At 58.8% G+C, this 17,409-nt stretch carries 18 protein-coding genes and 1 pseudogene; 14 read left to right on the plus strand and 5 right to left on the minus strand.

The genetic code is table 11. From position 1 onward, the window contains the following. The 5 genes and pseudogenes from HMPREF1024_RS20110 to HMPREF1024_RS20100 all read left to right on the plus strand — a co-directional run. Window positions 1-275: IS1 family transposase (locus HMPREF1024_RS20110; protein ID WP_009307897.1), on the plus strand; the 275-nt coding region annotated here is incomplete at its 5' end. A 9-nt stretch (window positions 276-284) separates the two neighbouring features. Further along, window positions 285-503, plus strand: coding sequence for an anti-adapter protein IraP (iraP, locus tag HMPREF1024_RS20105; RefSeq protein ID WP_032442389.1), 219 nt, complete (start codon window positions 285-287; stop codon window positions 501-503). A 95-nt stretch (window positions 504-598) separates the two neighbouring features. Continuing rightward, window positions 599-970, plus strand: a complete 372-nt coding sequence (locus tag HMPREF1024_RS31955; RefSeq protein WP_267195261.1) for an alkaline phosphatase — start codon at window positions 599-601, stop codon at window positions 968-970. 38 nt (window positions 971-1,008) lie between these two features. After that, window positions 1,009-2,021 (plus strand): annotated as a pseudogene (gene phoA / locus HMPREF1024_RS0125860) (alkaline phosphatase). A 91-nt stretch (window positions 2,022-2,112) separates the two neighbouring features. Then, a complete protein-coding gene (locus tag HMPREF1024_RS20100; protein ID WP_002890225.1) occupies window positions 2,113-2,430 on the plus strand; it encodes a PsiF family protein in 318 nt (105 codons plus the stop codon). 67 nt (window positions 2,431-2,497) lie between these two features. Here HMPREF1024_RS20100 and proC read toward each other — a convergent pair whose 3' ends face one another. Continuing rightward, complete coding sequence (gene proC, locus HMPREF1024_RS20095) at window positions 2,498-3,307, minus strand: pyrroline-5-carboxylate reductase (protein ID WP_004177276.1); 810 nt, start codon at window positions 3,305-3,307, stop codon at window positions 2,498-2,500. A gap of 116 nt (window positions 3,308-3,423) precedes the next feature. Between proC and HMPREF1024_RS20090 the strand changes: the two genes are divergently transcribed. Continuing rightward, window positions 3,424-3,882: a YaiI/YqxD family protein gene (locus tag HMPREF1024_RS20090; RefSeq protein ID WP_002890230.1), complete on the plus strand. Its 459-nt coding sequence runs from the start codon at window positions 3,424-3,426 to the stop codon at window positions 3,880-3,882. On the opposite strand, the gene HMPREF1024_RS20085 is transcribed toward HMPREF1024_RS20090, so the two are convergent. Then, window positions 3,879-4,589, minus strand: a complete 711-nt coding sequence (locus HMPREF1024_RS20085) for a DUF2076 domain-containing protein (protein ID WP_009307902.1) — start codon at window positions 4,587-4,589, stop codon at window positions 3,879-3,881. The genes HMPREF1024_RS20090 and HMPREF1024_RS20085 overlap by 4 nt on opposite strands. Window positions 4,590-4,917: 328 nt before the next feature. Here HMPREF1024_RS20085 and aroL point away from each other — a divergent pair, with 328 nt between their 5' ends. The 4 genes from aroL (at window position 4,918) to ppnP (ending at window position 7,007) form a co-directional block, all read left to right on the plus strand. Further along, window positions 4,918-5,451 carry a shikimate kinase AroL gene (aroL, locus tag HMPREF1024_RS20080; RefSeq protein WP_002890276.1) on the plus strand — a complete coding sequence of 178 codons (534 nt, stop codon included), beginning with the start codon at window positions 4,918-4,920 and terminating at the stop codon, window positions 5,449-5,451. 71 nt (window positions 5,452-5,522) lie between these two features. Beyond that, a complete protein-coding gene (locus HMPREF1024_RS20075; protein WP_002890278.1) occupies window positions 5,523-5,714 on the plus strand; it encodes a YaiA family protein in 192 nt (63 codons plus the stop codon). Window positions 5,715-5,964: 250 nt separating this feature from the next. Continuing rightward, window positions 5,965-6,645, plus strand: a complete 681-nt coding sequence (locus HMPREF1024_RS20070; protein WP_004144619.1) for an AroM family protein — start codon at window positions 5,965-5,967, stop codon at window positions 6,643-6,645. A gap of 77 nt (window positions 6,646-6,722) precedes the next feature. Continuing rightward, the gene (ppnP, locus tag HMPREF1024_RS20065; protein ID WP_009307903.1) at window positions 6,723-7,007 is read left to right on the plus strand and encodes a pyrimidine/purine nucleoside phosphorylase; all 285 of its coding nucleotides are present in this window, start codon (window positions 6,723-6,725) and stop codon (window positions 7,005-7,007) included. Window positions 7,008-7,078: 71 nt separating this feature from the next. Here ppnP and rdgC read toward each other — a convergent pair whose 3' ends face one another. Further along, window positions 7,079-7,990 (minus strand): recombination-associated protein RdgC, encoded by a 912-nt coding sequence (rdgC, locus tag HMPREF1024_RS20060; protein WP_002890285.1) that lies wholly within the window; start codon window positions 7,988-7,990, stop codon window positions 7,079-7,081. Window positions 7,991-8,081: 91 nt separating this feature from the next. Between rdgC and mak the strand changes: the two genes are divergently transcribed. Then, on the plus strand, window positions 8,082-8,996 hold the full coding sequence (gene mak, locus HMPREF1024_RS20055; RefSeq protein ID WP_002890286.1) for a fructokinase: 915 nt from the start codon (window positions 8,082-8,084) through the stop codon (window positions 8,994-8,996). A gap of 73 nt (window positions 8,997-9,069) precedes the next feature. Here the strand turns inward: mak and sbcC are convergent, their stop codons facing one another. Both sbcC and sbcD read right to left on the minus strand, forming a co-directional pair. Further along, window positions 9,070-12,207 (minus strand): exonuclease subunit SbcC, encoded by a 3,138-nt coding sequence (sbcC, locus tag HMPREF1024_RS20050; protein ID WP_009307904.1) that lies wholly within the window; start codon window positions 12,205-12,207, stop codon window positions 9,070-9,072. Next, entirely contained in the window at window positions 12,204-13,409 is a 1,206-nt protein-coding gene (gene sbcD / locus HMPREF1024_RS20045; protein WP_009307905.1) for an exonuclease subunit SbcD, read from the minus strand. The genes sbcC and sbcD overlap by 4 nt, the downstream gene beginning before the upstream one ends. A 182-nt stretch (window positions 13,410-13,591) precedes the next feature. Here sbcD and phoB point away from each other — a divergent pair, with 182 nt between their 5' ends. The 3 genes from phoB (at window position 13,592) to brnQ (ending at window position 17,332) form a co-directional block, all read left to right on the plus strand. Beyond that, window positions 13,592-14,281, plus strand: coding sequence for a phosphate response regulator transcription factor PhoB (gene phoB, locus HMPREF1024_RS20040; RefSeq protein ID WP_002890343.1), 690 nt, complete (start codon window positions 13,592-13,594; stop codon window positions 14,279-14,281). A 21-nt stretch (window positions 14,282-14,302) separates the two neighbouring features. Next, window positions 14,303-15,598: a phosphate regulon sensor histidine kinase PhoR gene (phoR, locus tag HMPREF1024_RS20035; protein ID WP_002890344.1), complete on the plus strand. Its 1,296-nt coding sequence runs from the start codon at window positions 14,303-14,305 to the stop codon at window positions 15,596-15,598. A gap of 414 nt (window positions 15,599-16,012) precedes the next feature. Continuing rightward, the gene (brnQ, locus tag HMPREF1024_RS20030) at window positions 16,013-17,332 is read left to right on the plus strand and encodes a branched-chain amino acid transporter carrier protein BrnQ (RefSeq protein ID WP_004144627.1); all 1,320 of its coding nucleotides are present in this window, start codon (window positions 16,013-16,015) and stop codon (window positions 17,330-17,332) included. The last annotated feature ends 77 nt before the right edge of the window (window positions 17,333-17,409 follow it).

Here is a 17,409-nt window from a genome sequence, read left to right on the forward strand (position 1 = left end):
AACGCACTCTGGCCACACTGGAGCGACTTCTGAGCCTGCTGTCGGCCTTTGAGGTCGTGGTATGGATGACGGATGGCTGGCCGCTGTATGAATCCCGCCTGAAGGGAAAGCTGCACGTTATCAGCAAGCGTTACACTCAGCGCATTGAGCGACATAACCTGAATCTGAGACAACATCTGGCAAGGCTGGGACGGAAGTCACTGTCGTTCTCAAAATCGGTGGAGCTGCATGACAAGGTCATCGGGCATTATCTGAACATAAAACACTATCAGTAAGTTGGAGTCATTACCGAAGAAGCAAAGGAACTGACGGTGCAGGTTGAAGCGCTGGAGATCGTGGTCACCGCATTATTGCGCCATATGGAGCATGATGCCCAGCAGGCATTGATTCAGGATATAGAACAGGCGATTGACCAGGTGACGCCCTGTCCGCCGGTCAACGACCATGATGCGATGCTGCTGCAGCAATATCTAAAGAAGCTGTTGCGGCATCCTCGTAGCTAGTCTTTGTGACACGACAAGGATGCCGTCATTTTTCTGTCATCTCCCTTTTATAAAGTCTCCCTCGTTTTGTTTTTTTAAGTATTTTTTACATGGAGATGACAAAAGTGAAATTAAGCGCCCTGTTTATTGCCCTGATTCCTCTACTGGGCTCGCCGGTTATTCATGCAGAAACTACTGCTGCGCCGGTTCTGGAAAATCGCGCTGCGCAGGGAGATATCACCACTCCTGGCGGCGCGCGTCGTTTAACAGGCGATCAAACCGAAGCGCTGCGCGCCTCGTTAATCAATAAGCCAGCTAAAAACGTTATTCTGCTGATTGGCGATGGCATGGGTGATTCGGAAATTACCGCTGCGCGAAACTATGCCGAGGGGGCGGGCGGTTTCTTTAAAGGAATTGATGCTCTGCCGTTAACCGGGCAGTACACGCATTATTCGCTGGATAAAAAACCGGGAAACCGGACTACGTGACCGACTCGGCGGCCTCCGCCACCGCCTGGACCACCGGCGTGAAGACTTATAACGGCGCGCTGGGCGTCGATATTCATGAGAATGCGCATCAGACCATCCTCGAGCTGGCGAAAGCGGCGGGGCTGGCCACCGGCAACGTTTCCACCGCCGAGCTGCAGGACGCCACCCCCGCGGCGTTGGTAGCGCATGTGACATCGCGTAAATGCTACGGCCCGACGGTCACCAGCGAAAAATGCCCCAGCAATGCGCTGGAAAAAGGGGGCAAAGGCTCCATTACCGAACAGCTGCTGAACGCCCGACCGGATGTCACCCTGGGCGGCGGCGCGAAGACCTTTGCCGAAACGGCGACGGCGGGCGAGTGGCAGGGCAAAACCCTGCGCGAGCAGGCGCAAGCGCGCGGCTACCAGATTGTGACCGACGCGGCTTCTCTTGCCGCCGCGACGGAAGCCAGTCAGGTAAACCGCTGCTGGGACTCTTTGCCGATGGCAATATGCCGGTACGCTGGGAAGGACCGAAGGCGTCTTATCACGGTAATATCGATAAGCCGCCGGTGACCTGTACGCCAAACCCGAAGCGTGACGCCTCGGTGCCGACGCTGGCGCAGATGACCGAGAAAGCGATTGACCTGCTGAGTCGCAACGAGAAAGGTTTCTTCCTGCAAGTCGAAGGCGCGTCAATCGATAAGCAGGACCATGCGGCCAATCCGTGCGGCCAGATCGGCGAAACGGTTGATCTTGACGAAGCGGTGCAGAAGGCGCTGGAATTCGCGCGAAAAGACGGTAATACCCTGGTGATCGTCACCGCCGACCATGCGCATGCCAGCCAGATCATCCCGGCGGATAGCAAAGCCCCGGGGCTGACCCAGGCTCTGAACACGCACGATGGCGCGGTGATGGTGATGAGCTACGGCAACTCTGAGGAAGAGTCGATGGAGCACACCGGCACCCAACTGCGCATTGCGGCCTACGGTCCGCATGCGGCTAACGTCGTCGGCCTGACCGATCAGACCGACCTGTTCACGACCATGAAAGCTGCCCTGAGTCTCAAATAAGTCGCAGCCGGTGGCGAAATTGCGTCACCGGCTGGTTTTTTTTCTATCTGCGTCCAGACTTACAACGTTCCACTCACAGAAGGATGGTGCGATGAAAATAACTTTATTGATGACCCTACTGTTTGGCTTGATCTTTATCAGCGCGGTTGGCGCGGCAGAAAAAACGCCCACTCCTCAGCAGCAAAGGATGACGGACTGCAATCAGCAAGCGTCAGCCAAAATGCTGAAAGGTGAGGAGCGCAAAACCTTTATGAGCCAGTGTCTGAAAAAAGAGACCACGACCTCGCAGGGAAAGGCGCTCACCCCTCAGCAGCAGAAAATGAGCGACTGCAGCAAAGCGGCCACGGCGAAATCACTGAAGGGCGATGAACGCAGTACCTTCATGAGTAGCTGCCTGAAGAAAGCCTGAAAAAAAGGGAGCGCTCGCGCTCCCTTGTTCTTTAACCTCTCAGGGCTTGAAGCCCGCCGGCTCAGCTTCAGGAGCGGCTCAGTTTCTCTGATTTTTCCATACACTGGGTGATGGCTTCGATTACCGCCGAGCGGAACCCTTTCTCTTCCAGCACGCGCACGGCTTCGATGGTGGTCCCGCCAGGGGAACAGACCATATCTTTCAGCGCCCCTGGGTGTTCTCCGCTCTCCAGCACCATTTTGGCGGAGCCCATCACCGCCTGGGCGGCGAATTTATAGGCCTGAGCGCGCGGCATTCCGCCGAGGACGGCGGCATCGGCCATCGCTTCGATAAACATAAAGACATAGGCCGGCGCCGAACCGCTTACCCCCACCACCGGATGGATCATCGGCTCGGCAATTTGCTCCGCCTGGCCAAAGCAACGGAAAATAGTCAGCACTTCGGCAACATCTTCGCTGCTCACCAGGGCGTTAGGCGTGACGGAGGTCATACCGGCGTTAACCAGCGACGGCGTATTCGGCATCGCGCGAATGATTTTGCGATCGTGGCCAAGGGCGCGCGCCAGCTGCTCAAGCGTAACGCCGGCGGCGATAGAGACCACCAGCGACTCTTTATTCAGGCTGGAGGCGATATCGCCCAGCACTTTGGTCATGATCCCCGGTTTAACCGCGCCGAAGACGATATCGGCAATCTGCGCCACTTCCTGGGCGCTGTCGGCGGCGTTGATGCCATACTGGTCGCGCAGAGCTGCAACCTTGTCCGGCGACGGGGTGTAGACCCAGATTTGTCCCGGCTGTACCTGACCGCTGGCGATCAGCCCGCCCAGAATGGCCTTACCCATATTGCCGCAGCCGATAAAGCCAATTTTCTTATCCATCACCATTCCCCTCTGCTTTTTTCGTTACGATCTGATTAGCTTACCATCCTGGCGCTTTCCTGGGGGAGAAAAGCAGGTAACATTGGCGTCACTTATTGCAGGTAACAGGAGCTGGCATGGCCATTTGGGTGGATGCGGACGCGTGTCCGAACGTGATTAAAGAGATTTTGTTCCGCGCGGCAGAGCGGACCCAGACTCCGCTGACGCTGGTGGCGAACCAGCCGCTGCGCGTGCCGCCGTCGCGTTTCATCCGCACCCTGCGGGTTGAGCAGGGTTTTGACGTGGCGGATAATGAAATCGTTCGCCAGTGCGCGGCGGGAGATTTAGTGATCACCGCCGACATCCCGCTGGCGGCGGAGGTGCTGGCGAAGGGCGGGGCGGCGCTGAATCCGCGCGGGGAACGTTACAGCGAGGCGACGATCCGCGAGCGGCTGACAATGCGGGATTTTATGGAGACATTACGGGCCAGCGGCGTTCAGACCGGCGGCCCGGATAGTTTATCGCAGCGCGATCGGCAACAGTTTGCCGCCGAGCTGGAGAAGTGGTTGCTGGCGGTTAAGCGTCGCCAGGGTTAAACCCAGCTATCGTCATCGCTGCCAAAATCATCGTCGCCAAAGCCGGTGTCGAAGTCGTCGTTCCAGGTATTGTCGGCAAGGAACTGATCGTCTCCCTGGCGGAACGGATCGTCACCTGCGGTGGTGTCCTGCGCGATGCTGTCCTGCGCGGAGGCGGCATCAGGCTGCGGCTTCTCTTCGATGATATTGACTATCTCCTGCGGGTGCGAGCCGCTGAACATATTGGTCAGCATATTGCCCAGCACCACGCCGCCTGCCACGCCAGCGGCCGTTTGCAGCGCGCCCGCCATAAAGCCGCCGCCGCGTGCGGCAGCCTGCGGGGCATAGTTCTGCTGCGGTGGTGGCGTATACTGCGGCTGAGCGCTGGCCTGCGGGCGACCATATTGCTCCGCGCCCGGGATAGGGTCAGAACCGCGTGACGAGCCGCCACCGCCAAACAGGCCGGAGAGGAAGCCGCCGCTGCTGGGCTTTGCCGCCTGCAGTTGGCTGACCTGACTCTCCAGCGCCTGGATGCGATCGTTAAGCTGTTTAATCGCGGCTTCCTGGATAAGAATGGTTTGCGCCATATAGTAGGGGGCCGCCGGCTGCGCGCTCACGTGTTGGGCAATCCGCTCCTCGGCGCTGGCATCGCGCGATGCGCTGTGCGCCTCAGCCTCTTTCAGCCGGGAAAACAGTCCATCAATAAGGCGTTGTTCTTCAGATTGCATGTTACATTCCTCTGTCACACTGTCGAATAGGCATCAGGGTGCTTCTGAAACATGATGTTGTAAATATGTTGCTTCGTAAAGCTATGCATAAATGTGTTACCGTTTACGCCAGCGGTGGATAAAAAATAACGCCAAGCGGAAAGTAAAGCTGGTTAAACACTAAATGCAATGATAAGTTTACATTAATAGCCCCTCTTCTCACCGTGGTAATGGGGTGTAAAGAAGTTGTGTAATTTTTTCTTTACGTATGCATTGCGGGACAGACAGCGATAATACGTGCTTTCGTTTTCATTTTTTTGCGACAGACGGAACCAGGGGGTCTTCGGTTATGACACAGCCTATCTTTCTTATTGGGCCACGCGGCTGCGGTAAAACCACCGTCGGCCATGCGCTGGCGCGAGCGCGGCATTTTCAGTTCTCCGATACCGATCATCGGCTACAGGCCCATGAGCAGCGGACGGTGGCTGAGATCGTGCAGGCGGAAGGGTGGGCGCGTTTTCGCGAACTGGAGACCCTGTCGCTGAAGGCCGTGACCCTGCCGAATACGGTAATCGCCACCGGCGGCGGCATTGTGCTGGCGGAAGGTAACCGTCAGTTTATGCGGGAGAATGGCGTGGTGATTTATCTGCAGGCCTCGGTGTCGGCGCTGATTGACCGTCTGGAAGCCTACCCGAAAGCTGAACAGCGGCCGACGCTGACCGGAAAACCGGTGCGCGAGGAAGTGGGCGAGGTGCTGGCGCAGCGCGAAGCGTTATACCGGGACGCTGCCCACCATATTGTGGATGCCACGGCCTCGCCGGATCGGGTGGTGGAGCAGATTATGTCCATGCTATGCAGCGCGACGGCAACCCCGGTAAGTTAAGAATTTACTTACATTAAGGCGGCGAGGGGCGCCTATACTTAATAGTTCTGCTACCAGAAGAAGGAAGAACTATGCCAAACAGGCCCCCATATCCGAGAGAAGCGCGCGTGGTTGCGGTAGAGAAAGGTCCTCAGGGTCAGACGGTGACCTGGTATCAGCTCCGTGCGGATTATCCTGAGCCTGATTCGCTTATCAGCGAACATCCTACCGAGCAGGAAGCCGTGGATGCCAAACGGCGTTATGAAGATCCTGACAAGTCGTAACCCCCTGAGCCCGAATTGCCCGCCATGCTGGCAATATCGGGCGTATCTCACATTTTTTATTTATCAGTCGTACTAATGAATATCTAACACACGGATTTTTCAGGCACGGCGCCGCCGCCCGGCAATCTTTACATTCAACCGCGGCGTGGAGCTGCTACGCTTCTCGACGGTTGATTTTTACTCACCAGGGGGGCGGATGCTGTGTGTGGAAAGCCTGTGTTGAAGCAGTGGTTGTGAAAAGGTACATGATATGAGTAGTGCAACGATGGCAATTTTGACCATCGGCGTTGTGCCGCTGGCGGGAGTATTGCCGCTCCTGACCGAACATATCAGGGAAGAACAGATCGCCCACATCAGCCTGCTGGGCGAGATGACGCCTGACGAGGTAATGGCCGAGTACGCCGTAGGTGACGGCGAGAAAGGACTCCTGACCTTGCTCAGTAATAACCAGTTGGTGATGGTGTCGCGACAGAAAATTGAACGCGATGTCCGCAGCGCGATCGCGATGCTGGATCGACAACATTATGATGTGATCCTGCTGCTCAGTTCCGAACAGCTGACCGGTTTTACCACCCACCACGCGATCCTCCTCGAGCCGCAGCGGATCATCCCGCCGCTGGTGGCATCGATCGTCGATGGGCACCAGGTAGGGGTGATCGTGCCGGTGGAAGAGATCATGCCCATGCAGCGGCAAAAGTGGCTCTCGCTGGAAAAGTCGCCATACTACGCGCTGGCCAATCCGTTTACCGGCAGCGACAGCGAGCTATTAACCGCCGGCAAAACGTTGCTGGAGCAGGGCGCCGACGTGCTGGTCCTCGACTGTCTCGGTTACTATCAGCATCATCGCGATGTGTTACAAAAAGCCCTCGATGTTCCGGTTTTGCTGTCGAATGTGCTGGTTTCCCGACTGGCGGCAGAACTATTGGTCTAATGTGTTAATTTCGCGTGACAGGGGCAAGGAGCGCCCCCTATATTGAGCCTTTAACCGACGATCAGAAGGGCTTGTTTATGCTTCAAAGCAATGAATACTTTGACGGAAAAGTGAAATCCATTGGCTTCACCAGCAGCAGTACCGGTCGCGCCAGCGTTGGCGTGATGGCGGAAGGGGAATACACCTTTGGTACGGCGCAGCCGGAAGAGATGACGGTAGTCAGCGGGGCGCTGAATGTCCTGCTGCCGGGTGAGACTGAGTGGAAAGTTTACGCTGCCGGCGAAGTTTTCAATGTGCCAGGCAACAGCGAATTTCATCTACAGGTGGCTGAGCCAGCCTCTTATCTGTGCCGCTATCTGTAAGCCAGCGTGACGCCCGGCGCCTGCCGCCGGGTTGTTTTTTCCTTCCTGCCCGGCAGGAAGGAAAGCGGCGCTTAGCGCTGCGCTTCGCCGCCGAGCCCTTCCACCAGGCTTTGGATCAGGGCAGCCAGCTCGCCGGTCATTAAGATAAAGTCGGCGTCAAAGCGCTGGGCGAAATCTTCCCGATCGATATCTTCGTTTTGGTCGCGCAGTTCATCACAGAACTTGAGGCGCTTAATTGACGCGTCGTCGCAGATCACAAACTGAATACGCTGCTGCCAGTCCAGCGCCAGCTTGGTGACGACCTTCCCGGCCTCAATGTGTACAGCGATTTCGTCGCTAACCAGATCCTGCTTCTTGGCGCGGATCACGCCGCCATCTTCCAGCATCGCTTTCAGCTCGGCTTCGTCCAGCAGCTGGAAGCCCTGCGCCACGGTGCCGGAGCGAACCCACTCGGTCAGCGTTAGCTCAATCGGATTCTCCAGGGTCAGCGGCACCACCGGCAGCGAGCCGAGGGTTTTACGCAGCAGGGCCAGAGTATCTTCCGCTTTCTTCGCGCTGGCGCAGTCGACCATGATCAGGCCGTTGACGGTGTCGATCCACATCATTGTCTGGCTGAAGCGGCTGAAGGCGCGCGGCAGTAGCGAGTGCAGCACTTCATCTTTCAGGGAATCTTTCTCGGTCTTCTTCAGCTTGCGCCCCTGATCGGCTTCCAGCTTCTGGATCTTTGCCTCCAGCGCCTGCTTAATCACCGGCGACGGCAGGATCTTCTCTTCTTTACGCGCGCAGATAATGATCTGGCCGTTTGCCGTATGCGTCAGCGCGTCGCTGTGCGATCCCATCGGCGACACCCAACCGGTTTTCGCCATATCCTGGCTGCCACAAGGGGTAAATGTCAGCTCGGCCAGCTGTTTTTCCATCTCCTCGGCGCGCAATTCGATATCGCGGCTGAGACGGTAAACCATTAAATTTTTGAACCACAGCATGATAATTTCCACGGCTTTGTCGTTAAATCAGGCGGGCATGATAGCGAATTGTCGCTATGCTTGCATTGTTAATCGGGGTGAGGAGCTGAGCGTGCGTATTGGTATTGATTTAGGTGGAACAAAAACCGAAGTGATAGCCCTGAGCGACCAGGGAGAGCAGCTGTTTCGCCACCGGTTACCCACGCCGCGGGAGGACTACCGGCAAACCATCGAGACCATCGCCACTCTGGTGGCGATGGCCGAGCAGGCGACCGGACAGCAGGGTACCGTGGGGATGGGCATTCCTGGCTCAATTTCGCCTTATACCGGGGTGGTGAAAAACGCCAACTCGACCTGGCTCAACGGCCAGCCCTTTGATAAGGACCTCAGCCTGCGCCTTGAGCGGGAAGTCCGGCTGGCTAACGATGCCAACTGTCTGGCGGTGTCGGAAGCGGTGGACGGCGCGGCGGCGGGGGCGCAAACGGTATTCGCGGTGATTATCGGCACCGGCTGCGGCGCCGGGGTGGCGCTCAACGGGCGGGCGCATATCGGCGGCAATGGTAACGCTGGCGAATGGGGACATAACCCATTGCCGTGGATGAACGACGATGAGCTACGCTACCGTGCGGAAGTCCCTTGCTACTGCGGCAAACAGGGGTGTATCGAAACCTTTATCTCCGGCACCGGTTTCGCCACCGACTATCAGCGGCTGAGCGGCAAAGGGTTAACCGGCAGCGAGATTATGCGCCTGGTGGGAGAAGGTGACGAAAAGGCTGAACTGGCGCTGAGCCGCTATGAACAGCGGCTGGCGAAATCGCTGGCCCACGTGGTGAATATCCTCGACCCGGACGTTATCGTGCTGGGCGGCGGGATGAGCAACGTCGAACGACTGTATCAGACGGTGCCGGACCTGGTGAAGCAGTGGGTCTTCGGCGGCGAGTGTGAAACGCCGATCCGCAAAGCGATGCACGGCGACTCCAGCGGGGTACGCGGCGCGGCCTGGCTGTGGCCGCTCCAGGGGACCTGAACCGCTTCCCCGCACCCGGACCCTCTCCCTCGGGAGAGGGTTAGGGGGCGGGGACATCGCCATAATTCAGACCTCACTCCACCGCAAACGCTTTGTCCAGCCGGCTATAGCCCAGGCCGTTAATCTTCTTCACTTTGATCTGCACCGGAATGCGGTCTTTCATCGCCTCCACGTGGCTGATCACCCCGATAATCTTACCGCTGGCGTTAAGGGCATCCAGGGCGTCCAAGGCCGTGTCCAGCGTTTCGCTGTCGAGGGTGCCGAAGCCTTCATCAAGAAACAGGGAGTCAATCCGCGTCTTATGGCTCACCAGGTCTGACAGCGCCAGGGCCAGCGCCAGGCTGACGAGGAAACTTTCGCCGCCGGAGAGGGTGCGGGTGTCGCGCACGGCGTCGGCCTGCCAGGTATCGACAACCTCCAGCTCCAGCGCCTCGCTGGCCTTGCGCTGTAGCAGATAGCGGCCATGCAGGCGGTTGAGCTGCTGGTTTGCCAGCCAGACCAGATTATCCAGCGTCAGCCCCTGGGCGAATTTGCGGAACCGGTCGCCGGTGCTGGAGCCGATCAGCGAATTGAGATAGCCCCAGTCGTCCGCCAGCTGCGCCGCCTCTGCAATCTGCTGCCCCAGCGCCTGCTGCTGTTGACGGCTCTCTGCGTCCTGCCTGAGCTGCTGGCGGATCTCACCCTGGCGGGTAGTGTTATCCCGCAGCCGCTGGGCCAGGGCGTGCAGCTGGGTTTGCAGGGTGGGGACGTCAGCGTCCACCCCTTGCGGACGCAGCGCCAGGTGCGCCTCATGTTGCCGGGTCGCCTGCTCGCAGAGCGCGACCGCCTGCTGAAGCTGCTGCTCCAGCGTCTGTTTTAACTGCGTCAGCCGCTGGGCGGTCTCGTCATCCAGCAGCGCGGCGAGGAACGCCTCCCGATCGCTAAAGCGGCTGGCGGCCAGGGCGGAGGTGAATTGCGCCTGCGACTGGTCCAGACGCGCCTTTTCCTGGGTTTCCTGCTGCTGCTGGGCGACAAGCTGGCTGTGCAGCGACAGGCATTCCTCGTGGATTTCGCGCCAGTTGTCCGGGATGGCCGACTCAGCTTCAACCTCTGTCTCGTCGCTGGTCGGCAGTGTCTCCAGCAGTGGCCGCAGAGCAGCGATTTGCTGCTGAATGGCATCATGTTGGGTCTGTTGCGCCTGCCACTGGGCAAATTCGCTTTCGCGAGCGTGCAGCCAGGCGGCTTCTGTCCCTTCTACCGGCAGGCTCAGGGCCAGGGCCTGCAGGGCGCTCTCCAGTCCCTGGCGCGTGGCCGCCAGCTGCTGCTCGGCCTGGCGCTCCAGCGCCTGCTGATCGTTAAGCTGACTCTGCAACATCAGGCGCTGGCTGAGCTGATAGAGCTGCTGCTCGTAGCGCTCCTGCTCCTGCATCCAGTCGTTTATCTCTTGCGCAATATCCCGCGCGATGTGCAGAGAGGCGCAGGTCTCCTGCCACGCTTTAGTAAGCGCTTGCTCTTCCTCTGCGAGCCGCCCGGCCGCTTCGGTGTCACGCTGAAGCTGTTGCGTCAGGGCCTTGACCTGCCCGAGGATCAGTAGGCCTTCTTCTTTCAGCGCGGCGACCTCCTTTTCCAGCGCATCGCGGCGGCGCTGATTATCCGTGAGCGTCAACGAGGCGTATTGTTCAATCGCCGGGTGTTCACAGGCGCCGCACAGCGGACAGGGCTTACCCGCCTCGAGCCGGTCGCGGTAGCTTTCCAGGTCTTTAATCGTTTCTTCCCGCTGGCAGAGCGCCTTCAGGTCGAGATAGTGCTGGTTTTTGTCTTTATATTGTTCCCGGCGCAGCGTCAGGGTGGCGTTAAGTTTTACCTGCTCCGCCTGCGCCTGCTGGACGCTCTCGGCGTTCTGGCGCAGACGCTTGCGCAGCAGCTGATGCTGCTCATGCAGGGAGATCAGGCGCTGGCGCAGCGGCCGCGATTGGGTTTGCTGTTCTATCGCTGCGGCAACGTCATCCGCGCTCAGGGTGATAGGGCTGGCTGGCAGCGTGGCCAGCTTCTGGCGTAGCGCGTCCAGGCGGGTGCTCTGAGCCGTTAGCTGTTGTTTATCCCGCGTCAGTTGCGAGAATTGCGCTCGCCAGCCGGCGATCTCCTGACCCCATAAGCGGAAACGCTCATGGGCGGCCAGCCACTGCGCCAGATCGGCCAGTTCAGCCTGACGCTGCTGCTGAGCGCGCAAGGCGCCCTGGCGGATGCGCGCGCGCAGCGCCGTGCTGGCAAGTAAGCGAGCATTTACTTCACTGATCCGCTGCCGGGTTTGCGCCAGGCCTGCCGTCTGCTCCTGCTGGCGCTCCCACAGGGGACGCAGTTGGGCGGCGGGCTGGGCCAGCTCAAGCTTCGCCAGCGCCGGGGCGGCGTCCGCCAGCGCCTGGCGGGCCTGCTGCTGCCGGGTGGCGGCCTGCTGCTGCTGCTGCGCCAGCTCGTCGCGGCGGGTCAGCCACTGGAGCTGCTGCTGCTGGCTCTGCTGCTGGGCCAGCAGGGCTTTTTCTTCGTCAGTAAGTACCTGCAAACTTTCCTGCAGCGCCTGCTGCTGGGCCTCCGTCAACAGGACGATGCCCGCCGCCTGGGCTTCGAACTTCTCCAGCGCATGGCGAGCGGCTTTGTGCTGTTCGTAGACCATGGCAGAAATCTGGCCGTAGATTTCCGTGCCGGTCAGCTCCTCCAGCAGCTCCGCGCGATCGCTCGGCTTCGCGTTCAGGAAGGCGGCAAATTGCCCCTGGGAAAGCAGCATCGAGCGGGTGAAGCGGCCATAGTCGAGGCCGGTAAGCGTCGCGGTTTGCTCCAGCTTGTCCGAGACTTTATCGGCGAGGATTTTGCCGTCAGCGCAGCGCGCCAGCTCGACGCGGGGCGCCTGCAGATTGCCATCCGGCTGGTTACGGGCCCGGTTCTGGCTCCAGAAAGCGCGGTAGGCGATGCCTTTTACTTCAAACTCGACTTCCGCCAGACACTCGGCGGTATCGCGGGTCATCAGGTCGTTTTGCGACTGGGAGACTTTATTCAGGCGCGGCGTCTCATGATAGAGCGCCAGGCAAATGGCATCGAGCAGCGTGGTTTTCCCGGCCCCGGTGGCGCCGGTAATGGCGAACAGGCCATTGCTGGCGAACGGCTCGGCGGTAAAGTCTATCTTCCATTCCCCTTTCAGGGAGTTGAGGTTTTTCAGACGCAGACTGAGGATTTTCATGCGTTTTCGTCCTCCGCGGTGAGCGTATGCACCGTATGGGCGAACAGCTCATGCAGCCGGGCGCGCTTCATCTCGTCAATTTCGGTCAGCGCCAGCCGGCGCTCGAATACCTCCTCCACCTTCAGTTCACTGAGCGTCTCCCGCTGGGCGTTGAGCAGTATTTTCTCGCGCTGCTCGCGGCTGCGGCGCACCAGCAGCACTTCCACCGGCAGATCCTCCGTTAGCGCCTGAATATGCCGTTGAATATCGTGCAGATAGTCCTCGGTGGTGATTTCGATATCCAGCCACACCGGCGGGTCCTGCTCGACGCCGCGCCACTGCTCCAGCTGGGCGGTGATGGCGGCCAGATCGCATTTGATTACCGCCAGAGGCTGGGTCACGGGCACCTCCAGGGTTTCCACGGCGCTAAGTCGCCCCTCGCTAAAGCTCACCAGATGCACCGATTTCGCTTTGCCGGTTTCATCGAAGCTCAGCGGCAGCGGCGAGCCGCTGTAGCGGATATGCTCGCAGCCGCCGACCATCTGCGCCCGGTGAATATGGCCCAGCGCAATGTAGTCGGCAGGGGGGAAGTGTTGCGCCGGAAAGGCATCCAGTGTGCCGATGTAAATGTCGCGGACGGCATCGCTTTTGCTGGCGCCGACGGTGGTCAGATGGCCGCTGGCAATGATGGGCAGCGGCCGATCGCCGCGCAGCGCGCAGGCCTGCTGATACTGCTCCTGATAATAGTCGCTGATGGCGTGCAGCAGCAGCTGCTGTTTTTCCCGACCGGAGTGACCGGCCTGGCTGGTCACCAGCTCGCGCGGGCGTAAAAACGGCACCGGACAGAAGATGGCGCCCGGCGTGCCGTCGCGCAGCGGCAGCTCAATCGGCGCGTAGCCGGCGTTCGCCACCACGGTGGTGTGTAAAAAGGCGAGGATATCGCGGGATTCATTGAGCATCGCCACCGAGTCGTGGTTGCCCGCCAGCACCACCAGGCGACAGCCGGTCTGCTGCAACTGGACGACGAAACGGTTATACAGTTCGCGGGCGTAGCTCGGCGGCGAGCCGGTATCAAAAATATCGCCAGCCACGATAATGGCGTCGACTTCATGCTCCTGCGCGCGGTCCAGTAGCCAGGTAAGAAAAGCGTCGTGTTCGGCCGCGCGGCTTTTGCTGTAAAAATTCTGGCCCAGGTGCCAGTCGGAGGTGTGAAGGAGGCGCATAAATCTTCCCTAGCGAAAAAAGCATGGGCGGCAGTATACCACTTGTTAGTGAGGGGTAAGTCCGCGTCGTGCTTCAAAATACCCGATCATCAGACGGTCATTTTTTTCATAAATCTGTCACAAAAGTGACGCATAATGACGCCGCACTTCTATACTGATGGCTAAAAAACACAGGGTAAATAATGGCGAGAAGAATTCTGGTCGTTGAAGATGAAGCTCCAATCCGCGAAATGGTCTGCTTTGTTCTGGAGCAAAATGGCTTTCAGCCTGTCGAAGCGGAAGATTATGACAGCGCGGTGAATCAACTCAATGAACCCTGGCCTGATTTGATTCTCCTGGACTGGATGCTGCCGGGCGGTTCGGGGCTGCAGTTTATTAAACTGCTCAAGCGCGAGGCGATGACGCGGGATATTCCGGTAGTGATGCTGACCGCGCGTGGAGAAGAAGAGGATCGCGTTCGCGGCCTGGAGACCGGCGCGGATGACTACATCACCAAGCCTTTCTCTCCGAAAGAGCTGGTGGCGCGAATCAAAGCGGTGATGCGCCGTATTTCACCGATGGCGGTGGAAGAGGTGATCGAAATGCAGGGGCTGAGCCTCGACCCTTCATCGCACCGGGTAATGACCGGCGACAGTCCGCTGGATATGGGACCGACGGAATTTAAATTATTGCACTTCTTTATGACCCATCCGGAGCGGGTGTACAGCCGCGAACAGCTGCTGAACCACGTCTGGGGGACCAACGTTTATGTGGAAGACCGCACGGTGGACGTCCATATTCGCCGCCTGCGCAAAGCGCTGGAACACAGTGGCCATGATCGTATGGTGCAAACGGTTCGCGGCACGGGGTATCGTTTCTCCGCCCGTTTCTGAATTTTGACAGGAGTGTGACCCGTGCTGGAACGGCTGTCATGGAAAAGGCTGGCGCTGGAGCTCTTTTTAGCGTGTATTCCGGCCCTGATTCTGGGGGCGTTTGTGGGTCATCTGCCGTGGTTTTTACTGGCGGCAGTGACCGGTTTGCTGATCTGGCATTTCTGGAATTTGATGCGCCTGTCGTGGTGGCTGTGGGTGGACCGGAGCATGACTCCTCCGCCTGGCCGCGGCAGTTGGGAGCCGCTGCTGTATGGTCTGCACCAGATGCAGATGCGTAATAAAAAGCGTCGGCGCGAGCTGGGAAGCCTGATTAAACGCTTTCGCAGCGGGGCGGAATCGCTGCCGGATGCGGTCGTCCTGACCACGGAAGAGGGGGCTATTTTCTGGTGTAATGGCCTGGCGCAGCAGATTCTAAACCTGCGCTGGCCGGACGACAGTGGCCAAAACATTCTTAACCTTCTGCGCTATCCTGAGTTCGCCAACTATCTGAAACAGCGCGATTTTTCAAAGCCGCTCAATCTGGTGCTGAATAACGCCCGTCATCTGGAAATTCGCGTGATGCCCTACAGCGACAAGCAGTGGCTGATGGTGGCGCGCGACGTGACGCAGATGCATCAGCTGGAAGGGGCGCGGCGGAACTTTTTCGCCAACGTCAGCCATGAGTTGCGCACCCCACTGACGGTGCTGCAGGGCTATCTGGAGATGATGCAGGAGCAGGTGCTGGAGGGGGCGACCCGAGAAAAAGCCCTGCACACCATGCGGGAGCAAACTCAACGTATGGAAGGCCTGGTGAAGCAGCTGCTGACGCTGTCGCGTATTGAAGCCGCGCCGGCGCTGGCGATGAATGATCGCATCGACGTGCCGATGATGCTGCGGGTGGTGGAGCGCGAGGCGCAAACTCTCAGCCAGGAGAAACAGACGCTGATCTTCACCGTCGATGAGCAGCTCAAGGTGCTGGGTAATGAGGAGCAGCTGCGCAGCGCCATCTCCAACCTGGTCTATAACGCGGTGAACCACACCCCGCCGGGGACCGAAATTCGCGTCAGCTGGCAGCGAACCCCGCAGGGAGCGCTGTTCAGCGTCGAGGATAACGGGCCAGGCATTGCGCCGGAGCATATTCCCCGTCTGACCGAGCGTTTTTATCGGGTGGATAAAGCCCGTTCCCGGCAAACGGGGGGCAGTGGCCTGGGACTGGCGATCGTCAAACACGCGGTTAACCATCATGACAGCCGGCTGGAAATCGACAGCACGGTGGGCAAGGGAACCCGCTTTAGCTTCCTGCTCCCGGAACGATTAATTGCCAAAAATGACGCCTGATCGACGCGCTGTCAGTTTATCTTGCCAATGACCAGCTTCAGCTGGTCATTTTCATTGGCAGTCGTTTTTTCTCGCCTATTTAATGAGCGCGCGCTGCTTTTTTGTTCGCATGATAAGCCACGGGTTTTCTATCAATATGGTAAATGATTCTGGTGTGAAAGACATAACCAGCATAATCATCTGCTTTTGCGATCGTGCCTTGCTTTAAAACGTTATAAGCGTTTAAATTGCGCCTGCGCAGTCGATGACAGACTGCTTTTGCGTGGTAATACCAAAAACAATTCTTTCCCACGCCGCTTCGGGAGCATATCTCGCTGAGTTTACCGGCAATGGCCGCTGTATCGTCCCTGAGAGGGGAGCGCGGTATTTTTCCATTTTTTTTACAACACCACATCCACAGGCAGTAATGAATTTATGACCCATCAGTTAAAATCTCGCGACATCATAGCGTTGGGCTTTATGACCTTCGCGTTGTTCGTTGGCGCAGGCAACATTATTTTCCCTCCGATGGTTGGCTTACAGGCGGGCGAGCACGTCTGGACGGCGGCGATCGGCTTCCTGATCACTGCGGTGGGTCTGCCGGTGCTGACGGTGGTGGCGCTGGCGAAAGTCGGCGGCGGCGTTGAAAGCCTGAGCACCCCGATTGGTAAAGTGGCCGGTATCCTGCTAGCGGTGGTGTGCTATCTCGCGGTAGGACCGCTGTTCGCGACGCCGCGTACCGCGACCGTCTCCTTTGAGGTCGGTATTGCGCCGCTGACCGGCGACGGCCCGCTGCCGCTGCTGATCTACAGCGTTATTTACTTCGCGCTGGTGATTCTGGTCTCCCTCTATCCGGGCAAACTGCTGGACACCGTGGGCAATTTCCTTGCGCCGCTGAAAATTATCGCCCTGATTGTGCTGGCGGTCGCCGCCATCATCTGGCCAGCGGGCCCGATCAGCGACGCGCTGGAAGCGTATCGTACGGCGCCATTCTCCAATGGCTTCGTCAACGGCTACCTGACCATGGATACCCTCGGCGCGATGGTATTTGGCATCGTGATTGTTAATGCCGCTCGCTCACGCGGCGTCAGCGAAGCGCGTCTGTTGACCCGTTATACCGTCTGGGCTGGCCTGATGGCGGGCGTCGGCCTGACCCTGCTGTATCTGGCGCTGTTCCGTCTGGGCTCTGACAGCGCTACTCTCGTGGATCAGTCCGCCAACGGCGCGGCGATCCTCCATGCCTACGTGCAGCACACCTTCGGCGGGGCGGGCAGTTTCCTGCTGGCGGCGCTGATCTTCATCGCTTGCCTGGTGACGGCGGTGGGCCTGACCTGCGCCTGCGCTGAGTTCTTTGCCCAGTATCTGCCGTTCTCCTATCGCACGCTGGTCTTTGTTCTCGGCCTGTTCTCCATGGCGGTCTCCAATTTGGGCCTTAGCCATCTGATCCAGGTATCGATTCCGGTGCTGACCGCTATCTATCCGCCGTGTATCGCACTGGTTGTATTAAGCTTTACCCGCAGTTGGTGGCATAATTCGTCCCGCGTTATCGCGCCGGCCATGTTTATCAGCCTGATGTTTGGTATCATTGACGGGATTAAGTCATCAGCATTTGCCGCGATTCTGCCGGACTGGACCGCGCGTCTGCCGCTGGCGGAGCAGGGCCTGGCCTGGCTGATGCCCACCGCCGTGATGACCATTCTCGCGGTGATCTGGGATCGCGCAGCCGGACGTCAGGTGACTTCCAGCGCGCATTAACCGGCGGTGAGGACAAGCGTTTAACCACGGGACTTCGGGTTCCGTGGTTTTTTATTTTTGTGTTAAACGGCATTGAA

Origin of the sequence: Klebsiella sp. 4_1_44FAA (assembly GCF_000238715.1) — a bacterium.
Taxonomy (GTDB): Bacteria; Pseudomonadota; Gammaproteobacteria; order Enterobacterales; family Enterobacteriaceae; genus Klebsiella; species Klebsiella pneumoniae.

Bases quoted from the DNA above. Each gene is read 5' to 3' on its own strand.
- HMPREF1024_RS31955 (WP_267195261.1), top strand. From the start codon at position 599: ATGACAAAAGTGAAATTAAGCGCCCTGTTTATTGCCCTGATTCCTCTA.
- HMPREF1024_RS20100 (WP_002890225.1), top strand. From the start codon at position 2,113: ATGAAAATAACTTTATTGATGACCCTACTGTTTGGCTTGATCTTTATC.
- proC (WP_004177276.1), bottom strand. From the start codon at position 3,307: ATGGATAAGAAAATTGGCTTTATCGGCTGCGGCAATATGGGTAAGGCC.
- HMPREF1024_RS20090 (WP_002890230.1), top strand. From the start codon at position 3,424: ATGGCCATTTGGGTGGATGCGGACGCGTGTCCGAACGTGATTAAAGAG.
- HMPREF1024_RS20085 (WP_009307902.1), bottom strand. From the start codon at position 4,589: ATGCAATCTGAAGAACAACGCCTTATTGATGGACTGTTTTCCCGGCTG.
- aroL (WP_002890276.1), top strand. From the start codon at position 4,918: ATGACACAGCCTATCTTTCTTATTGGGCCACGCGGCTGCGGTAAAACC.
- HMPREF1024_RS20075 (WP_002890278.1), top strand. From the start codon at position 5,523: ATGCCAAACAGGCCCCCATATCCGAGAGAAGCGCGCGTGGTTGCGGTA.
- HMPREF1024_RS20070 (WP_004144619.1), top strand. From the start codon at position 5,965: ATGAGTAGTGCAACGATGGCAATTTTGACCATCGGCGTTGTGCCGCTG.
- ppnP (WP_009307903.1), top strand. From the start codon at position 6,723: ATGCTTCAAAGCAATGAATACTTTGACGGAAAAGTGAAATCCATTGGC.
- rdgC (WP_002890285.1), bottom strand. From the start codon at position 7,990: ATGCTGTGGTTCAAAAATTTAATGGTTTACCGTCTCAGCCGCGATATC.
- sbcC (WP_009307904.1), bottom strand. From the start codon at position 12,207: ATGAAAATCCTCAGTCTGCGTCTGAAAAACCTCAACTCCCTGAAAGGG.
- sbcD (WP_009307905.1), bottom strand. From the start codon at position 13,409: ATGCGCCTCCTTCACACCTCCGACTGGCACCTGGGCCAGAATTTTTAC.
- phoB (WP_002890343.1), top strand. From the start codon at position 13,592: ATGGCGAGAAGAATTCTGGTCGTTGAAGATGAAGCTCCAATCCGCGAA.
- brnQ (WP_004144627.1), top strand. From the start codon at position 16,013: ATGACCCATCAGTTAAAATCTCGCGACATCATAGCGTTGGGCTTTATG.